Consider the following 14,435-nt stretch of genomic DNA (forward strand, 5'->3'; position numbering starts at 1 on the left):
CTGCATGCGAGCCTTCACCCAACTGCTGATCCTGGCCGACGGCCGGTTCCCGTCCGGCGGCCACGCGCACTCCTCGGGGCTGGAGGCGGCGGTCGCGCGCGGCCGGGTGACCGACCTCGACGGCCTGCGCGCGTTCCTGCGCGGCCGGCTGCGCACCGGCGGCCTGGTGGCGGCGGCGTTCGCGGCCGCCGCCTGCGCCCGCCCGGACGCGATCGAGGAGCTGGAGGAGGAGCTGGACGCGCGCACCCCGTCGCCGGCGCTGCGTCTGGCCGCGCGGCGTCAGGGCCGCTCGCTGTGCCGCGCCGCCCTCGTGGTCTGGCCCGGCGCGCACGTGGCCCGGGCCGCCCGGGTCAAGGCCTCCCAGCCCGTCGCGCTCGGCGTCGCCGCCGCGGCCGCCGGGCTCACCCCGGACGAGGCGGCGCTGCTGGCCGCGTACCACGCGATCTCCGGCCCGGCGAGCGCGGCGGTCCGCCTGCTCGGGCTCGACCCGTACCGCGTCCACGGCATCCTCGCCGAGCTCGGCGACGAGTGCGACGAGGTGGCGCGGGAGGCCGCGACACACGCCCGTGGGCCCGCGGCGGACCTGCCGGCGGCATCGGCGCCGCTGCTCGACGTCTCCGCCGAGGACCACGCCGCATGGGAGGTAAGGCTCTTTGCAAGCTGAACACGGGCACACCCATCCGCATCCCCACGACGACCCGCACCACCCGCTGCCCCAGATGCGGCGGGCCGTGCGGATCGGCATCGGCGGCCCCGTCGGCTCCGGCAAGACGGCGCTGGTCGCCGCGCTGTGCCGCAGCCTGTCCGAGGACCTGCGCGTCGCGGTGGTGACCAACGACATCTACACCACCGAGGACGCCGACTTCCTGCTGCGCAACGGCGTGCTCCCGGCCGAGCGTATCCGCGCGGTCGAGACCGGCTGCTGCCCGCACACCGCGATCCGCGACGACATCTCCGCCAACCTCGACGCGATCGAGGAGCTCGAGGAGAGTCTCGGCCCGCTCGACGTGATCCTGGTCGAGAGCGGTGGCGACAACCTCACCGCCACGTTCAGCCGGGGCCTGGTCGACCGCCAGATCTTCGTGGTCGACGTGGCGGGCGGCGACAAGGTACCGCGCAAGGGCGGCCCCGGCGTCACCAGCGCCGACCTGCTCGTCATCAACAAGACGGACCTGGCCCCGCTGGTCGGCGCCGACCTCGGCGTGATGGAGCGCGACGCCGCGGCCCGCCGCGGCGACCTGCCGACCGTGTTCCTCTCGCTGGTCGAGGACCGCGCCGCGAAGCCGGTCCAGGAGTGGATCCGCGGTCTGGTCCCGTGAGGGCGGCGGCCCGGATCGTCGTCGAGCGGGCGGGCGACCGCACGGTCCTGCGTGTGCTCAAGGGCGAGGCCCCACTGCTGCCGCGACGCACCGGACCGAACGGGATCCACATCGTCGGCGGCGCGGCGGGCCCGCTCGGCGGCGACGACCTGAGCCTGGAGATCGAGGTGGGCCCCGGCGCCGAGCTGTGGGTCCGCACGGTCGCGGCGAGCGTCGCCCTGCCCGGGCGCGACGGGGCGGAGTCGCGTCTGTCGGTGCACGCGGTGGTGGGCGAGGGCGCACTCCTGGCGTTCCTGCCCGAGCCGATCGTGGCGGCGGCGCGCTGCCGCCACCACAACCTGTCCACCGTGGACCTTGCCGCCGGTGGCCGGCTGGTGTGGCGCGAGGAGGCGGTGTTCGGCCGCCACGGCGAGGCCCCCGGCGACCTGCGGCTGTCCACGGCGATCCGGCGCGGCAACCGGGCGTGGTACCGCGGCGACGTCGCCGTGGGCCCGTCGCACCCGGACGGCCCGGCGATCCTGAACGGCGCGCGGGTGCTGGCCACCCTGATCACCACGGACATACCCGAAATGTCCGAGAAATCAGATAATGGGAGTGCGGCTGCGATCATGGCGCTCGCCGGGGGCGGGACCGTCGTCACAGCGATCGGCGACGATCTCACCGAGACCAGAAGACTCACCGGCCGCCTGGTTACACCGGCGCAATAGGCGAGCAAAGCGGGAGTAACGGCCGGGGCGTCTACTCGGCTTCGACTCACCGATGGTGAGGCGCGCCTAGGGTTCCGCGGCCGTTCAGCAAAAGGAGCGAGGCACGGCCGGCTGGTCCGAGAGGCGCAGGCGCCCGGTTTCGCACGGGCGCTCCACGGCGGGACAAAAGCCCGGGAGACAGCCGACGCGTCCGGCTGCTCCGTGGCCGGACAGCCACACCCTGGAGGGTCTGTCCGAATGGGCTTCAACCACCACCACCATCACCACCACGACAACTACGGGCCCGAGGCCCGCTACGCCGTCGAGCGCGAGGCCGAGCTGCCCACCACCAAGTGGGAGGAGGAGGTCGCGCGGGGCCTCGAGCTGGGCCTGCCAGGCGCGGACTCGATCGTCGACCGGCGCATCCCCACGTTTTCCCGCGGCGAGCTGCCCCACTTCGCCGGCATCAACACCTTCCTGAAGGCGCCGTACGTCGAGGACGTCCGCCGCTGCGGCGAGTACGACGTCGCCGTCCTCGGCGCCCCGTTCGACGGCGGCACCACGTACCGCTCCGGCACCCGCTTCGGCCCGCAGGGCATCCGGAAGATCTCGGCGCTGTACGGCCCGTACAGCTTCGAGCTCGGCGTGGACCTGCGCGAGTCGATCACGATCGCCGACCTCGGCGACGTGTTCACGATCCCGGCGAACATCGAGAAGACGTTCGACCAGATCTCCAAGGCCGTCGCGCACGTCTACTCCTCGGGCGCCTTCCCGGTGGTGCTCGGCGGCGACCACTCCATCGGCTACCCGACCGTGCGCGGTGTCGCCCAGCACCTGCAGGGCAACCTCGGCATCATCCACTTCGACCGGCACGTCGACACCCAGGAGACGGACCTCGACGAGCGGATGCACACCACGCCGTGGTTCCACGCCACGGACATCCCCAACGTGCCGCCGAAGAACCTGGTGCAGATCGGCATCGGTGGTTGGCAGGCGCCGCGCCCCGGCGTCAAGGTCGGCCGGGAGCGCGGGACGACCATCATGACCGTCACCGACTGCGTCGAGATGGGCATCGAGGCCGCGGCCGAGCGGGCCCTGGAGGTCGCGTGGGACGGCGCCGACGCGGTGTGGCTGTCCTTCGACGTCGACTGCCTCGACGCCGCGTTCGTGCCGGGCACCGGCTGGCCCGAGCCGGGCGGGTTCCTGCCCCGCGAGGTCCTCAAGTTCATCCAGCTCATCGCGGAGAAGCCGCTGGCCGGCATCGAGGTCGTGGAGTGCTCGCCGCCCTACGACAACGCCGAGATCACCTCGCTCATCGCCACCCGGGTCATCTGCGACACCCTCGGCTGCCTCGTGCGCGCCGGTCACCTTCCTAGGAGAGCGTCTTGAAGCGTCGTTCACTGCTGTTCGGGGCGGCCGGGGCCGCCCTCCTGGCCGCCTGCGGCACCGACTCCGCGGCGTCCGGGCCGGGCGCGGCGGGCACGGTCACCCTGGGCTTCAGCGCCTGGCCGGGCTGGTTCCCGTGGCAGGTCGCCCAGGAGAAGGGGCTGTTCGCCAAGAACGGCGTCACGGTGGAGCTGAAGTACTTCGACAGCTACACCGACAGCCTCAACGCCCTGGCCACCGGCAACCTGACGTGCAACAGCCAGACCCTCAACGACACGCTCTCGTCGGTGTCCGGCGGCTCGAAGCAGACGATCGTGCTGCTCAACGACAACTCCACCGGCAACGACCAGATCATCGCCGCGCCCGGCATCGACAGCGTGGCCGCGCTCAAGGGCAAGAAGGTCGCGGCCGAGCAGGGCACCGTCGACCACTACCTGCTGCTGCTCGCACTGGAGAAGGCGGGGCTCAGTGAGCGGGACGTGACGTTCACGCCGCTGCTCACCGACGCCGCGGCCGCCGCGTTCGTGGCCGGGCAGATTGACGCGGTCGGCGTCTTCGCCCCGTTCACCACCACCGCGCTGGGCCGCTCCGGCAGCAAGGCGATCGCCACGTCGAAGGACTTCCCCGGCGCGATCCCGGACACCCTGTCGTTCCAGTCGAAGTTCGTCGCGGACCACCCCGACCAGGTCCAGGCCGTGGTGCAGACGTGGTTCGACACGCTCGCCTGGATGCAGGCCAACCCGGCGGAGGCGGTGAGCATCATGGCGAAGCGGGGCGGCGTGTCCGACGCGGACTACAAGACGTACGACGCCGGCACGACGATCTTCACGAAGGAGCAGAACCTCGCCGCGTTCGAGCCGGGCTCCGACGCCACGCACCTCGACTTCCAGGCCGGCAAGATCGCCGAGTTTCTGGTGAACACCAAGCTGGTGGAGAGCAAGCCCCCGCTCGACGCGCTCATCGAGCCCAAGTTCGTGAAGGCCGTGCGGTGACCGCGGCGACGGCGGCCGGGGTGGAAGCGCAGCCATCGGTGGGGGCGTCAGTACGGGCGTCTTGGCCCCCGCTGCCGCGGCGGCGGCCAGCCCGGCCGCCTCGCGCCGTCCTCGCGATCCGCACCCCGCTGCCGCCCGCGGCCCGGGCGGTCCTCGTCGCGCTGTCGGTGCTGCTGCCGCTGGTGGTCTGGCTCGTCCTCGGCGCCACGCATGCGGTCGACCCGCGATACCTGCCACCGCCGGACAAGGTCTGGCGGGCCGGCGCGGACATGGCCGCCAGCGGCCAGCTGTGGACCGACACGTGGGCGACCGTGCGGCGCATCCTGTACGGATTCGGCCTCGCGGTGCTCGTCTCCGCGCCGCTCGGCATCGCCATGGGCAGCTTCGGCGCGGCGAACGCCCTGCTGGAGCCGCTGAGCGGGCTGCTGCGGTACCTGCCCGCGGCCGCCTTCACCCCGCTGCTGCTGATCTGGCTGGGCATCGGCGAAAACCCCAAGATCGCGCTGATCTTCCTGGGCACGGTCTTCTTCAACATGCTGATGACCGCCGATGTCGTACGCCTGGTGCCGCGCGACTTCATCGACGTGGCGTACACGCTGGGGGCGCGCCGCGGCGAGGTGCTCTGGAAGATCATCGTGCCGCACTCGCTGCCCGGCATGCTCGACGCGGTACGCGTGAACTTCGCCGCCGCCTGGAACCTCGTCGTCGTCGCCGAGCTGGTCAACAGCGAGACCGGCCTGGGCAAGCGGATCCTGCTGGCCCAGCGGTTCACGCAGACGGACAAGATCTTCGCCATCCTGGTGGTCATCGCGGTGGTCGGCGTGGCCACCGACGTGCTGCTGCGGCTGGCGCGCAACCGGATCGGACGGTGGGTGTAGTGCTGTCGCTGGCCGGCATCGGGCGCACCTTCGGTACCAAGGCCGCCCTGGAAAGCGTTTCTCTGGAGATCGCCGCCGGGCAGTTCGCCTGCGTGGTCGGCGCCAGCGGCTCCGGCAAGTCGACGCTGCTGTCGATCGTGGCCGGCCTGATCGCGCCGACCTCGGGCGCGGTGCGCCTCAACGGGGAGCCGGTGGCCGGCCCCGGCCCGGAGCGCGGGCTGGTGTGCCAGTCGGGCGCGGTGTACCCGTGGCGGACCGTCGAGCGCAACATCGCGTTCGGCCTGGAGCTGCTGCCGCTGTCGCGCGCCGAACGGCGGGCGCGCGTGGACTGGTACCTCGCGGAGACCGGCCTGGAGCCGCTGCGCCACTCGCTGCCCAGGCAGCTGTCCGGCGGCCAGCGCCAGCGGGTCGCGATCGCCCGGGCCCTGGCGTGCGAGCCGGAGGTGCTGCTGCTGGACGAGCCGTTCGGCGCGCTGGACGTGCAGACCAAGGAGGACATGCAGGTGTTCCTCCGCGGCGTGTGGCGCGACACCGGCACGACGGTGCTCATGGTCACCCACGACGTGGAGGAGGCGGTGTTTCTGGGCCAGCGGGTGATCGTGCTGGCCAGCGACCCGGGGCGGGTGGCCGCGGACGTGACGGTGACGCTGCCGGAGCAGCGCGACCTGGCGGCGAAGCGCACGCCGGAGTTTCTCGCCCTGCGCGCCGAGGTGGAGGACCTGGTCCGCACGTATCACCGCCGCCACGCCGCGGCGGCCTGAGCACCGGCTACTTCAGGAAGAGCGCGGCGATCCTCGGCAGGTGCCTGCGCACGGCCGTGTCGTCCTCGTCGTCCCAGTCGTCCTCGACCAGCGGGGCGACCTGGCCGGTGCGGGAGCGCAGCAGCATCGGATAGTCGTCGGTCTCGCCGTAGAGATCCTCGGCGAGGTCCTCGACCTCGCGCGGGGCAAGCTCGTGCGCGGCGAGGTCGCCCGCGGCCACGGCCCGGACCACCGGGTCGTCGGCCAGCCCGTCCGGGTCGGCCACGGCCCGCTCGTAGAGCTCGCGGCCGCGGGCGATGAGGCCGTCCACGAACGCGTCGGCGTAGCGGGCCGCCACGCGCCCCGTCGCCCACATCGCCGAGGAGTTGGCGCGCGCCTGCAGCTCGGTGCGGCGGGCGTCGAAGTCCAGCAGCTCGCTCTTGTCGAGGACGGCCAGGCGCATGCGCAGCGCGGCGGTGAACCGCTCGGCGAAGCCCGGCGTGACGCGCTCCCCGGCGGCGGACCGAGCACCGTCGATGATCGACCAGAAAGTTTCGCTGTCCACGGCAACGAAGTCTGTCATCCCGGCGCACGGTCCGGCCAACCCTCGCGCCGGGAAATCCACCGGCGGCGGATCGCCGCGACCGGGGGCGCCGGGCGGCGCTGACGCAACACCGCGTGGTGGCACGTTTCCGGGATTCGACGGGTGGCGACCGGCCCTAACGTTCTATGCATCGCAAGGCCACACCAGCCACTTCCCAGAAGGAGCACACCATGAGCGACATCGACACCGGCGGCTACGACGGCGGCCACGACGTCGACTACGGCCACTACGAGGCCGGCCAGGAGCACGGCGCCCTCGACCAGCTGCACCAGGCGCAGGGTCACGAGGCCGACTACAACAGCCAGTACGGCGTGTACGAGCAGGACCACCACGCCGCGGAGTCGACCGACTTCTCGCAGGGCCACCACGTCGAGTACGACGCGCCGGGCGCCGTGCACTACGAGTCGGACGACTACACCAACTACAGCCACAACGCCGAGGTCGACGACCACGTCTTCGCCGCCGAGGGCAGCGAGCACGCCCACCAGGCCGACTTCTCGGAGCTGGACGCCCTGCGTCAGCGCTTCGACGCCGGGTTCGTGGAGGGCACCCAGTTCCACGGCGGCGAGGGAGAGATCGCGGCCAAGTAAGACCGCTGAACGTTCATGGTGTGGCTTCGGCCCGGCCGGCGGATCAGCCCCGCCGGCCGGCGCCCCACCACAGCATTCAATCCCCAGGCGACGCACTCGGTTGTTCGACTTCGTCCGGGTGTCCGGGACTGTCCGGACATTCCCGGCCGCCCGCACGAAGTCGGCCATCCGGGTGCGTTTTCGCGTGTCCCGAGGCCGAGGGCCGAAGCGGGCCGGCAGCCATGGACGGGGTCGGAACCACGACCAAGGCTTGATCACCCGCGCGGGCGCTGCCGAGAATCGCCGCCATGCGAATCGGCGAGATCCTGGCGATCCGGCGGGCGCGCCGGCAACAGCGGCGCAGCCGGCGTGACCGCGACTGCGGGCCGGACTGCGATCTCGACTTCTGCGACTGCGACTGCAGCCCGTTCATGCTCGGCTCGCTGCTGTCGCTGATGGCGGTCTCCGCGCCGAGCCGCCCGCCGCGCGGTGCCGCCAGCCATCCGGGCCGCGCCGGGATGGCCGCGATCCGGGGGTACCAGCGCTGGCTCTCCCCGCACCTGCGCACCCGTTGCCGCCAGGTCCCGTCCTGCAGCGACTACGGCCTGCAGGCGGTGCGGCGCTACGGGCTCGTCGAGGGCTCGCGGCTGACCGCGGCCCGGATCCGCCGCTGCAACCCTGCGACCCCGCGCGGCACCGTCGACCCGGTGCCGTGACGTCCTAGCGCGTGGCCGAGGCGCGTACGCAGCGCAGGCCGGAGTACGCCATCCAGGCCGGCAGCGTCATCGTGAGCGTCGCGGCGGCCATCGACAGCGGCGAGGTGCCACCGGTGTGGCCGCTCCATGTCGTCCATGTCGTCCATGTCGTCCAGGTCGGGCTGAACGCCGACAGCAGGATGCCGCCGGCGATGAAGAACCCGACGATGCCGATCGCGGCGATGCCTGTGGCGCGCACGAACTTGCGGCCGACGCTCACGTATCGGCCGCCGATGCCGCACGCCAGCGCGGCGAGCAGGGCGCCGGCCACCACGGCGTAGGCGGCGTAGTCGACGGTGTTCGCGAGGATCGCGTAGGCCCGGCCGGGCTGCCACGTCCAGCCCGTCGCGGCGTGCCGCCAGGCGAGCTCGGAGACCACCGACTGCGCCGCGATCGCGGCGCCGACCACGATCGCGGTCCGCCGGCCCTGCGTGAGGGCAAGCTCGCGCTGAAACTCGGGGACCAGGTCGGCGACGGGGCCGAACTCCTCGACCGCCGCGCGCTCGGCCGTGACGCGGTCCAGGCCGTCGTCCTCGTAGCGGGCCGCGGCGTCGATCAGGCCGTCGCGCGCCTCGGCGACCAGGTCCGCCTTCGCGGTGCGCGGGCCGCGCAGGGCGCCGCGCAGGGAGGCGACGTAAGCGTCGATGGGGCCGGCGGTAACCACCAGCTCAGTATGCCCGCGGGGGCGCGCGGCGCAGTCCGAGGAGACCCTGAGGCGGACCCTGAGCTTTCCCCGGGTTCCCGCCTCGGGTCTGGCCCCGCGGCGTGACGGCAAGAGAGCCTACATGTATCCCAACTACATATAGGAGGAACGACCGCCACATCCACGACGTGCGGTTCCAGGTGCTGTCGGTGAACGGGGCCGGGCCGCCGCCGGAGCTCGGCGGCTGGAAGGACACGATCTTCCTGGAGCCGAAGCAGCGGTACTCGATCATCGCCCGGTTCGCCGACTACGCCGACCCGACCACGGCGTACATGTTCCACTGCCACGTCCTCAAGCACGAGGACCAGGGCATGATGGGGCAGTTCGTGATCGTGGAGAAGGGCGGCACGGCCCGCTTGCAACACGGCTGAGAGGGTGCCAGGCCCCCCGTGGCGGCGCGGGGCCCGGCACGTCTCGCAAGCGTTCCGTCGTCCCCGTGTGCGTCGTCTGTGCGGCGGCGGCAACCCAACGAGAACCGCTCTGTGACCGGCATGACACATCGATGGACGCTCCTATGTCAAGGGATCGACGGATCGAGGTGTCCGGGATCACCGGGGCGCGCCGAGATGCGCGCGGAGCGCGACGGGGAGGTCTCCCTCGGTGCCCGTCCAGGCGGTGTGGCCGTCGGGACGCACCAGCACGAAACGGTCGAACGGGGCGTGTATGAGCCGGTCGCCGTACCCGTCCGGCGCCGACGGACCCAGCAGCACGTGGCGGCCGGCGCGCAGCAGCTCGTAGAGGCGCGCTCCACCAGGGTTCAGGTCCACGTCCCGCTGCCGAGGCGCGTGCGGGTAGTCGATGCCGACGCCGGAGATCGTGCCGGTGGCTCGCCGCAGCACCGCCGGGACGTGTAGCGCGAGCCCGGCGAACACGTCGCGGCCCAGCCGCGCGCCCCGCGACCGCAGCAGCGCCAGCCGGAGGATGCCGCCGCTGGTGCGCAGCACGAGCCGGCCGACGGCGTGCCGCTCGTCCTGGTACGAGTCGAGCAGCCCCTCCGGTGCCCATCCGGCGCCGGTCGCGGCGAGCTTCCACCCGAGGTTCGCGGCGTCCTGCAGGCCGGTGTTCATGCCCTGGCCGCCGGCGGGGGAGTGCACGTGGGCGGCGTCGCCGGCGAGGAAGACGCGGCCGGTGCGATACCGCTCCACCTGGCGCTCGTCGCTGTGGAAGCGCGAGAGCCAGCGGCACTCGCCCATGCCGAAGTCGGTGCCGAACGCCTGCCGGGTCGTGTCGCGCACCTCTTCGAGGGTCAGCGGGGCGTCGTCGGGCACCTGGTGCCCGCGGTTCCAGGCGAAGACGCGGTACCACCCGTCGCCGAACGGCGCGACGAAGGCGAACGCGGAGCCGACCGCGTTGACCGTGATCGCCTCCTCGGGCGGCACGGCGAGCCGCACGTCGGCGAGCATCAGCGACCGGACCACGGCGTGGCCGGGGAACTCGAGGCCGAGCGCGTGCCGCACGCCGCTGTGCGCGCCGTCGGCGCCCACGACGTAGTCCGCGGCGAACGTCCCGCCGTCGGTTCGCACCTCGACGCCGCCGGCGTCCTGGCGCAGCCCGGTGACCGAGTGGCCGCGCAGGATCCGGGCGCCGGCCTTGACCGCGCGCTCCTCCAGGACCCGCTCCACGTTGTACTGCGGCGAGATGAGCACGAACGGGAAGCGTGTCGGCAGGCCGCCCAGGTCGAGCGCGATCCGGTTGAACAGCCGCAGCCGTGACACCCGGGTGCCGGTGGCGATGACCTCCTCGGCGATGCCGCGGGCGTCGAGCTGCTCCAGGGTGCGCGCGTGCACGGCGAAGGCGCGGGTGAGGTTGGACTCCCCGCCCCGGCGCTCCAGCACCGTGACGTCGACGCCGGCGCGCGCGAGGTCCCCGGCGAGCAGCAGGCCGGTGGGGCCGGCCCCGGCGATGACGGTCTTCATGGCTCCTCCTCGGCTACGTCAACAATTGTTGGCAAACAATTGTTGACCTCGGCGGCGACCGATGTCAACACACGTTGAAATTCCCGCCCGGCTTGACCTCAAGCCGTGTTGAGGTGCGACGGTGCGGTCGTGGAGAACAGACGCGCGCTCACCGTCGGCATGGTGACCCTGGTCACGCTCGTGGCCTTCGAGGCGGTGGCGGTCACCGCGGCCATGCCGGCCGTGTCGCGGGCTCTGGACGCGCACGGGGACGGCCTGGCCCTGTACGGCTTCGCCTTCGGTGGCGCCCTGGCCACCAGCGTGGTCGGGATGGTCCTGGCCGGCGCGTGGAGCGACCGCGCCGGCCCGGCCCGCCCGGCCGCGGCCGGCGTGGCGCTGTTCTGCGCGGGGCTGCTCATCGCCGGGCTGGCGCCGCACATGTGGGCGCTCGTGGCCGGGCGGCTGGTGCAGGGCTTCGGCGGCGGGCTGGTGAACGTGGCGCTGTTCGTGGTGGTGGGGCGGGCCTATCCCGCGGACTCCCACGCCCGGGTGTTCTCCGCGCTCGCCGCGGCCTGGGTGCTGCCGGCGATCGCCGGGCCCGCGGTGGCGGGCGTCATCGTGCAGTACGTCGGGTGGCGGTGGGTCTTCCTGCTCGTCGTCATCGCCGCGGCGCCGTCGATGCTGCTCATCTGGCCGCGCGTGCGCACGGTCGGCGGCGGCGCGCCCGATGCCGCGAGGACGTCGACGAACAAGCGGTTGGTGCTGTCGGCCGGCACCGCGGCCGGCGTGCTCCTGCTGTACGTCGGCGGGCAGCGATTCTCGCCGCCGGGGCTGGCGGTGCTCGCCGCCGGCCTCGTCGTCGCGCTCTTCTGCGGCGCGCGCCTGCTGCCGCCCGGGAGCCTCGCCGCCGCCCGCGGCCTGCCGAGCGTGGTGCTGCTGCGCGGCCTGGCCGGCGCCGCGTTCGTGCAGGCCGACGTCTTCATCCCGCTCATGCTCACCCGCGAGCGCGGCCTGAGTCCCGCGCTCGCCGGCCTCACCGTGACCGTCGGCGCGCTGTTCTGGTCGGCCGGCTCGTGGGTGCAGGCGCGGCAGGCGCAGCGGCTGTCCGACGCGGCCCGGCTGCGGCTCGGAGCGGCCGGCATCGTGGCCGGCGTGTTGTCCGCGATGCCCGTCGCGGTCGCGGATGTACCGGTGGCCGTCGTCGTCGCCGGCTGGTGCCTCGCCGGCTTCGGCATGGGCCTGACCTCCCCGGCCTCCGCGGCGCTCGTGCTGCGCTACTCCGCCCCCGCCGAGCAGGGCATGAACAGCTCCGCGCTGCAGGTCGCCGACGCGCTGCTGACCACCGTCGCGCTCGCGATCGGCGGCTCCCTCTTCGCCGCGCTCGTCGACGCCGGCCCGGTGGCGTATCTCGCCGCGTTCGGCGTCGCGCTCGCGCCCGCGCTCGCCGGGGTCCTCGTCGCGGGTCGTACTTTCGGCGGATCTGGGGGTGCCACCCCGCCCGTAGCATTGGCCGGTGACCGTGCGGGTGCTGGTCGCGGATGACCAGGAGATCGTCCGCACCGGGCTGACAATGATCCTCAACGCGCAGCCGGGCATCGAGGTGGTCGGCGAGGCAGCCGACGGGCGGCGCGGTGTCGAGCTGGCCCGCCGCCTGCGCCCCGACGTGTGCCTGTTCGACGTGCGCATGCCCGGCATGGACGGGCTGGAGGCGACCCGGCAGCTGGCCGGCCCGGCCGTCGAGGACCCGCTCGCCGTCGTGGTCATCACCACGTTCGACCTCGACGAGTACGTGTACGCCGCCCTGCGCGCCGGCGCGCGCGGCTTCCTGCTCAAGGACGCGGGCCCCGCCCTGCTCGCGCAGGCCGTGCACGCCGCCGCGAACGGCGACGCGCTCATCGCGCCGAGCGTCACCACCCGCCTGCTGCGGGCGTTCGCCGACACCGGCCCGTCCACGCCGCCCCGCCAGCCGGTCGAGCCCCTGACCGACCGCGAGGAGCAGGTCCTGGCCCGGGTGGCCCGGGGCCGGACGAACAACGAGATCGCCGACGAGCTGTTCATCACGCTGAGCACCGTCAAGACCCACGTCACCGCGCTGATGCTCAAGCTGGGCGTGCGCAACCGGGTGGAGATCGCGATGTGGGCGTACGAGACGAATCGCGTCCGACCCGGCACCTGAACTTTGGTACGGCCCGGCTCCGGCCCAAGTTCCGATGAGCCGCGCCGGTTTCGGCCTCACCATCGGTGCTCATGACGACCGTCACCGCCCCGCAGCGCAGCCGCAGGCGCCGCGACTGGCCCATCATCGCCGGCCTGCTCCTGCTGGCCTTCGTCCCGTCCGTGGCCGGCGGACTGCGCGTCGCCGAGCTCACCGGCGGCGCCGAGCGCACCGCCGACAACGCCCGCTTCGTCGACATGCCGGTCCCGGTGATCATCCACATCATCGGCGCGGTGACCTTCGCCGTGCTCGGCGCGTTGCAGCTCGCGCCGGGCTTCCGCGCCCGGCACCGCCGCTGGCACCGCATGGCGGGCCGGGTGCTGGTGGTCTGCGGCCTGGCCGTCGCCGCCTCGGGCCTGTGGATGACCGCCTTCTACCCGCTACCGGCGACCGACAACACCGCGCTCAACGTCTTCCGGTACATCTTCGGCACCGCCATGTTCGCCGCCCTGGTCCTGGGCTTCCTGGCCGCGCGCCGCCGCGACTTTCGCGCACACCGCGCGTGGATGCTGCGCGGCTACGCGATCGGCATGGGCGCCGGCACCCAGGTGCTGACGAGCGTCCCCCTGTTCATCGCGCTGGACGAGGCCGACCCGCGCTACACCCCGTGGCGCGCCGTGGCCTTGCTGGCGGGCTGGCTCGTCAACCTCGGCGTCGCCGAGTACGTCATTCGTTCAGGCCGGCGTCGCGGGCGATGACGATCGCCTGGGCGCGGTCGGCGACCTGCAGCTTCGTGAAGATGTTCGACACGTGGTTGCGGACGGTCTTCTGGCTCACGCCCAGCCGCTCGGCGATCTGCGGGTTGGTCAGGTGGCGGGCGATCAGCGCGAGGATCTGCCGCTCGCGCTGGGTGAGCTCCGGGAACGGGTCGGGGGCGGTGCGGTCCAGGCCGGCGAAGTACCCCATCAGCCGGCCCGCGATCGCCGGCCCGAAGATGGCCTCGCCGTCCGCGACGACCCGGATCGAGCGGATGATCTCCACCCGGCGGGCGCCCTTGAGCACGTAGCCGCGCGCGCCCGCGCGGACGGCGGCGAAGACCGAATCGTCGTCGTCGGCCATGCTCAGCACCAGGACCCGCACGTGCGGCATGGTCCCCGCGATCCGCGCCGTCGCCGCGATGCCGCCCATGCCGGGCATGACCAGGTCGAGCAGGATGACGTCGGGCTGCAGGCGCGGGAGCGCGGCCAGCGCCTCCTCCCCGCTGGCCGCCTCGCCGCAGACCTCGACCTCGGCGCTGGTGGCCAGCAGCGCCCGCAGCCCGGCCAGGAAGTGGTCGTGGTCGTCGACGATCAGCACGCGGACGGGCTCGCTCATGCCGTCACCTCCCCGGCCCCCAGCGGCAGCCGGGCCGACACGCTGGTGCCCGCCGCCGACGACGTGACGGTGAGGTCGCCGCCGAGCTCGGCGGCGCGCTCGCGCATCGAGTGCATGCCCACCCCGTCTCCTGTCACCCCGTCTCCCGCGCCCGTTGTCCCTGATCCCGTCGCCGACGGTGGCGGTCAGGTTCGCGCCGATGAACAGTCCGACGAGCCCGGCGAGGCCCCCGAGCGCTCCGCTGAACGCCCAGCCGCGCCCGGTTCTGGTGATGATCGCAGTGGTCATGCCCGGTACGGTGCCGCCCGCCAGACCCGGGCCGCACCGTCGGCGCGTCCCGAGCGCCCGGGAACAATGTCCCGTTTCCGTGGGTCACGGT

General features: G+C 73.1%; 18 protein-coding genes and 1 riboswitch. Of the genes, 13 read left to right on the top strand and 5 right to left on the bottom strand.

What is annotated here, in order from left to right; genetic code table 11:
* Nucleotides 1–4 precede the first annotated feature (4 nt).
* From ACGFI8_RS00300 to ACGFI8_RS00330, 7 genes are all read left to right on the top strand, one after another.
* Nucleotides 5–664: an urease accessory protein UreF gene (locus tag ACGFI8_RS00300; protein WP_392797777.1), complete on the top strand. Its 660-nt coding sequence runs from the start codon at nucleotides 5–7 to the stop codon at nucleotides 662–664.
* Nucleotides 665–719: 55 nt separating this feature from the next.
* On the top strand, nucleotides 720–1,319 hold the full coding sequence (gene ureG / locus ACGFI8_RS00305) for an urease accessory protein UreG (RefSeq protein WP_392799548.1): 600 nt from the start codon (nucleotides 720–722) through the stop codon (nucleotides 1,317–1,319).
* Nucleotides 1,316–2,026, top strand: a complete 711-nt coding sequence (locus tag ACGFI8_RS00310; RefSeq protein ID WP_392797780.1) for an urease accessory protein UreD — start codon at nucleotides 1,316–1,318, stop codon at nucleotides 2,024–2,026. The genes ureG and ACGFI8_RS00310 overlap by 4 nt, the downstream gene beginning before the upstream one ends.
* Nucleotides 2,027–2,081: 55 nt before the next feature.
* Nucleotides 2,082–2,205: riboswitch (guanidine-I (ykkC/yxkD leader) on the top strand.
* Between the two features lie 58 nt (nucleotides 2,206–2,263).
* On the top strand, nucleotides 2,264–3,394 hold the full coding sequence (locus ACGFI8_RS00315; RefSeq protein ID WP_392797782.1) for an agmatinase family protein: 1,131 nt from the start codon (nucleotides 2,264–2,266) through the stop codon (nucleotides 3,392–3,394).
* Nucleotides 3,391–4,383 carry an ABC transporter substrate-binding protein gene (locus tag ACGFI8_RS00320; protein ID WP_392797783.1) on the top strand — a complete coding sequence of 331 codons (993 nt, stop codon included), beginning with the start codon at nucleotides 3,391–3,393 and terminating at the stop codon, nucleotides 4,381–4,383. Before ACGFI8_RS00315 ends, ACGFI8_RS00320 begins: the two co-directional genes overlap by 4 nt.
* The gene (locus ACGFI8_RS00325) at nucleotides 4,380–5,261 is read left to right on the top strand and encodes an ABC transporter permease (RefSeq protein ID WP_392797786.1); all 882 of its coding nucleotides are present in this window, start codon (nucleotides 4,380–4,382) and stop codon (nucleotides 5,259–5,261) included. Before ACGFI8_RS00320 ends, ACGFI8_RS00325 begins: the two co-directional genes overlap by 4 nt.
* Nucleotides 5,252–6,022, top strand: a complete 771-nt coding sequence (locus ACGFI8_RS00330; RefSeq protein WP_392797788.1) for an ABC transporter ATP-binding protein — start codon at nucleotides 5,252–5,254, stop codon at nucleotides 6,020–6,022. Before ACGFI8_RS00325 ends, ACGFI8_RS00330 begins: the two co-directional genes overlap by 10 nt.
* Nucleotides 6,023–6,029: 7 nt before the next feature.
* Here ACGFI8_RS00330 and ACGFI8_RS00335 read toward each other — a convergent pair whose 3' ends face one another.
* On the bottom strand, nucleotides 6,030–6,584 hold the full coding sequence (locus ACGFI8_RS00335) for a DUF4240 domain-containing protein (RefSeq protein WP_392797791.1): 555 nt from the start codon (nucleotides 6,582–6,584) through the stop codon (nucleotides 6,030–6,032).
* 191 nt (nucleotides 6,585–6,775) lie between these two features.
* On the opposite strand from ACGFI8_RS00335, the gene ACGFI8_RS00340 reads away from it, so the two are divergent.
* Nucleotides 6,776–7,195, top strand: a complete 420-nt coding sequence (locus ACGFI8_RS00340) for a hypothetical protein (RefSeq protein WP_392797793.1) — start codon at nucleotides 6,776–6,778, stop codon at nucleotides 7,193–7,195.
* Between the two features lie 287 nt (nucleotides 7,196–7,482).
* Complete coding sequence (gene yidD / locus ACGFI8_RS00345) at nucleotides 7,483–7,890, top strand: membrane protein insertion efficiency factor YidD (protein ID WP_392797795.1); 408 nt, start codon at nucleotides 7,483–7,485, stop codon at nucleotides 7,888–7,890.
* Between the two features lie 4 nt (nucleotides 7,891–7,894).
* Here yidD and ACGFI8_RS00350 read toward each other — a convergent pair whose 3' ends face one another.
* The gene (locus ACGFI8_RS00350; protein WP_392797798.1) at nucleotides 7,895–8,593 is read right to left on the bottom strand and encodes a permease prefix domain 1-containing protein; all 699 of its coding nucleotides are present in this window, start codon (nucleotides 8,591–8,593) and stop codon (nucleotides 7,895–7,897) included.
* Nucleotides 8,594–8,760: 167 nt separating this feature from the next.
* On the opposite strand from ACGFI8_RS00350, the gene ACGFI8_RS00355 reads away from it, so the two are divergent.
* Nucleotides 8,761–9,003 carry a multicopper oxidase domain-containing protein gene (locus tag ACGFI8_RS00355; RefSeq protein ID WP_392797801.1) on the top strand — a complete coding sequence of 81 codons (243 nt, stop codon included), beginning with the start codon at nucleotides 8,761–8,763 and terminating at the stop codon, nucleotides 9,001–9,003.
* Nucleotides 9,004–9,180: 177 nt separating this feature from the next.
* On the opposite strand, the gene ACGFI8_RS00360 is transcribed toward ACGFI8_RS00355, so the two are convergent.
* Nucleotides 9,181–10,548, bottom strand: a complete 1,368-nt coding sequence (locus ACGFI8_RS00360) for an FAD-dependent monooxygenase (RefSeq protein ID WP_392797803.1) — start codon at nucleotides 10,546–10,548, stop codon at nucleotides 9,181–9,183.
* A 129-nt stretch (nucleotides 10,549–10,677) separates the two neighbouring features.
* Here ACGFI8_RS00360 and ACGFI8_RS00365 point away from each other — a divergent pair, with 129 nt between their 5' ends.
* The 3 genes from ACGFI8_RS00365 to ACGFI8_RS00375 all read left to right on the top strand — a co-directional run bounded on the left by ACGFI8_RS00365 (nucleotide 10,678) and on the right by ACGFI8_RS00375 (nucleotide 13,440).
* Nucleotides 10,678–12,069, top strand: a complete 1,392-nt coding sequence (locus tag ACGFI8_RS00365) for an MFS transporter (RefSeq protein ID WP_392797806.1) — start codon at nucleotides 10,678–10,680, stop codon at nucleotides 12,067–12,069.
* A complete protein-coding gene (locus tag ACGFI8_RS00370) occupies nucleotides 12,041–12,703 on the top strand; it encodes a response regulator (protein WP_392797808.1) in 663 nt (220 codons plus the stop codon). Before ACGFI8_RS00365 ends, ACGFI8_RS00370 begins: the two co-directional genes overlap by 29 nt.
* Nucleotides 12,704–12,774: 71 nt before the next feature.
* Nucleotides 12,775–13,440 carry a DUF2306 domain-containing protein gene (locus ACGFI8_RS00375; protein ID WP_392797810.1) on the top strand — a complete coding sequence of 222 codons (666 nt, stop codon included), beginning with the start codon at nucleotides 12,775–12,777 and terminating at the stop codon, nucleotides 13,438–13,440.
* On the opposite strand, the gene ACGFI8_RS00380 is transcribed toward ACGFI8_RS00375, so the two are convergent.
* Together ACGFI8_RS00380 and ACGFI8_RS00385 are read right to left on the bottom strand one after the other, a co-directional pair.
* Nucleotides 13,409–14,056, bottom strand: a complete 648-nt coding sequence (locus ACGFI8_RS00380) for a response regulator (protein ID WP_392797813.1) — start codon at nucleotides 14,054–14,056, stop codon at nucleotides 13,409–13,411. The two genes, ACGFI8_RS00375 and ACGFI8_RS00380, sit on opposite strands and share 32 nt — an antisense overlap.
* On the bottom strand, nucleotides 14,053–14,193 hold the full coding sequence (locus ACGFI8_RS00385) for a hypothetical protein (RefSeq protein WP_392797815.1): 141 nt from the start codon (nucleotides 14,191–14,193) through the stop codon (nucleotides 14,053–14,055). Before ACGFI8_RS00385 ends, ACGFI8_RS00380 begins: the two co-directional genes overlap by 4 nt.
* Nucleotides 14,194–14,435: the final 242 nt, after the last annotated feature.

The sequence above is a fragment of the Dactylosporangium sp. NPDC048998 genome (assembly GCF_043197855.1).
Classification (GTDB): domain Bacteria; phylum Actinomycetota; class Actinomycetes; order Mycobacteriales; family Micromonosporaceae; genus Dactylosporangium.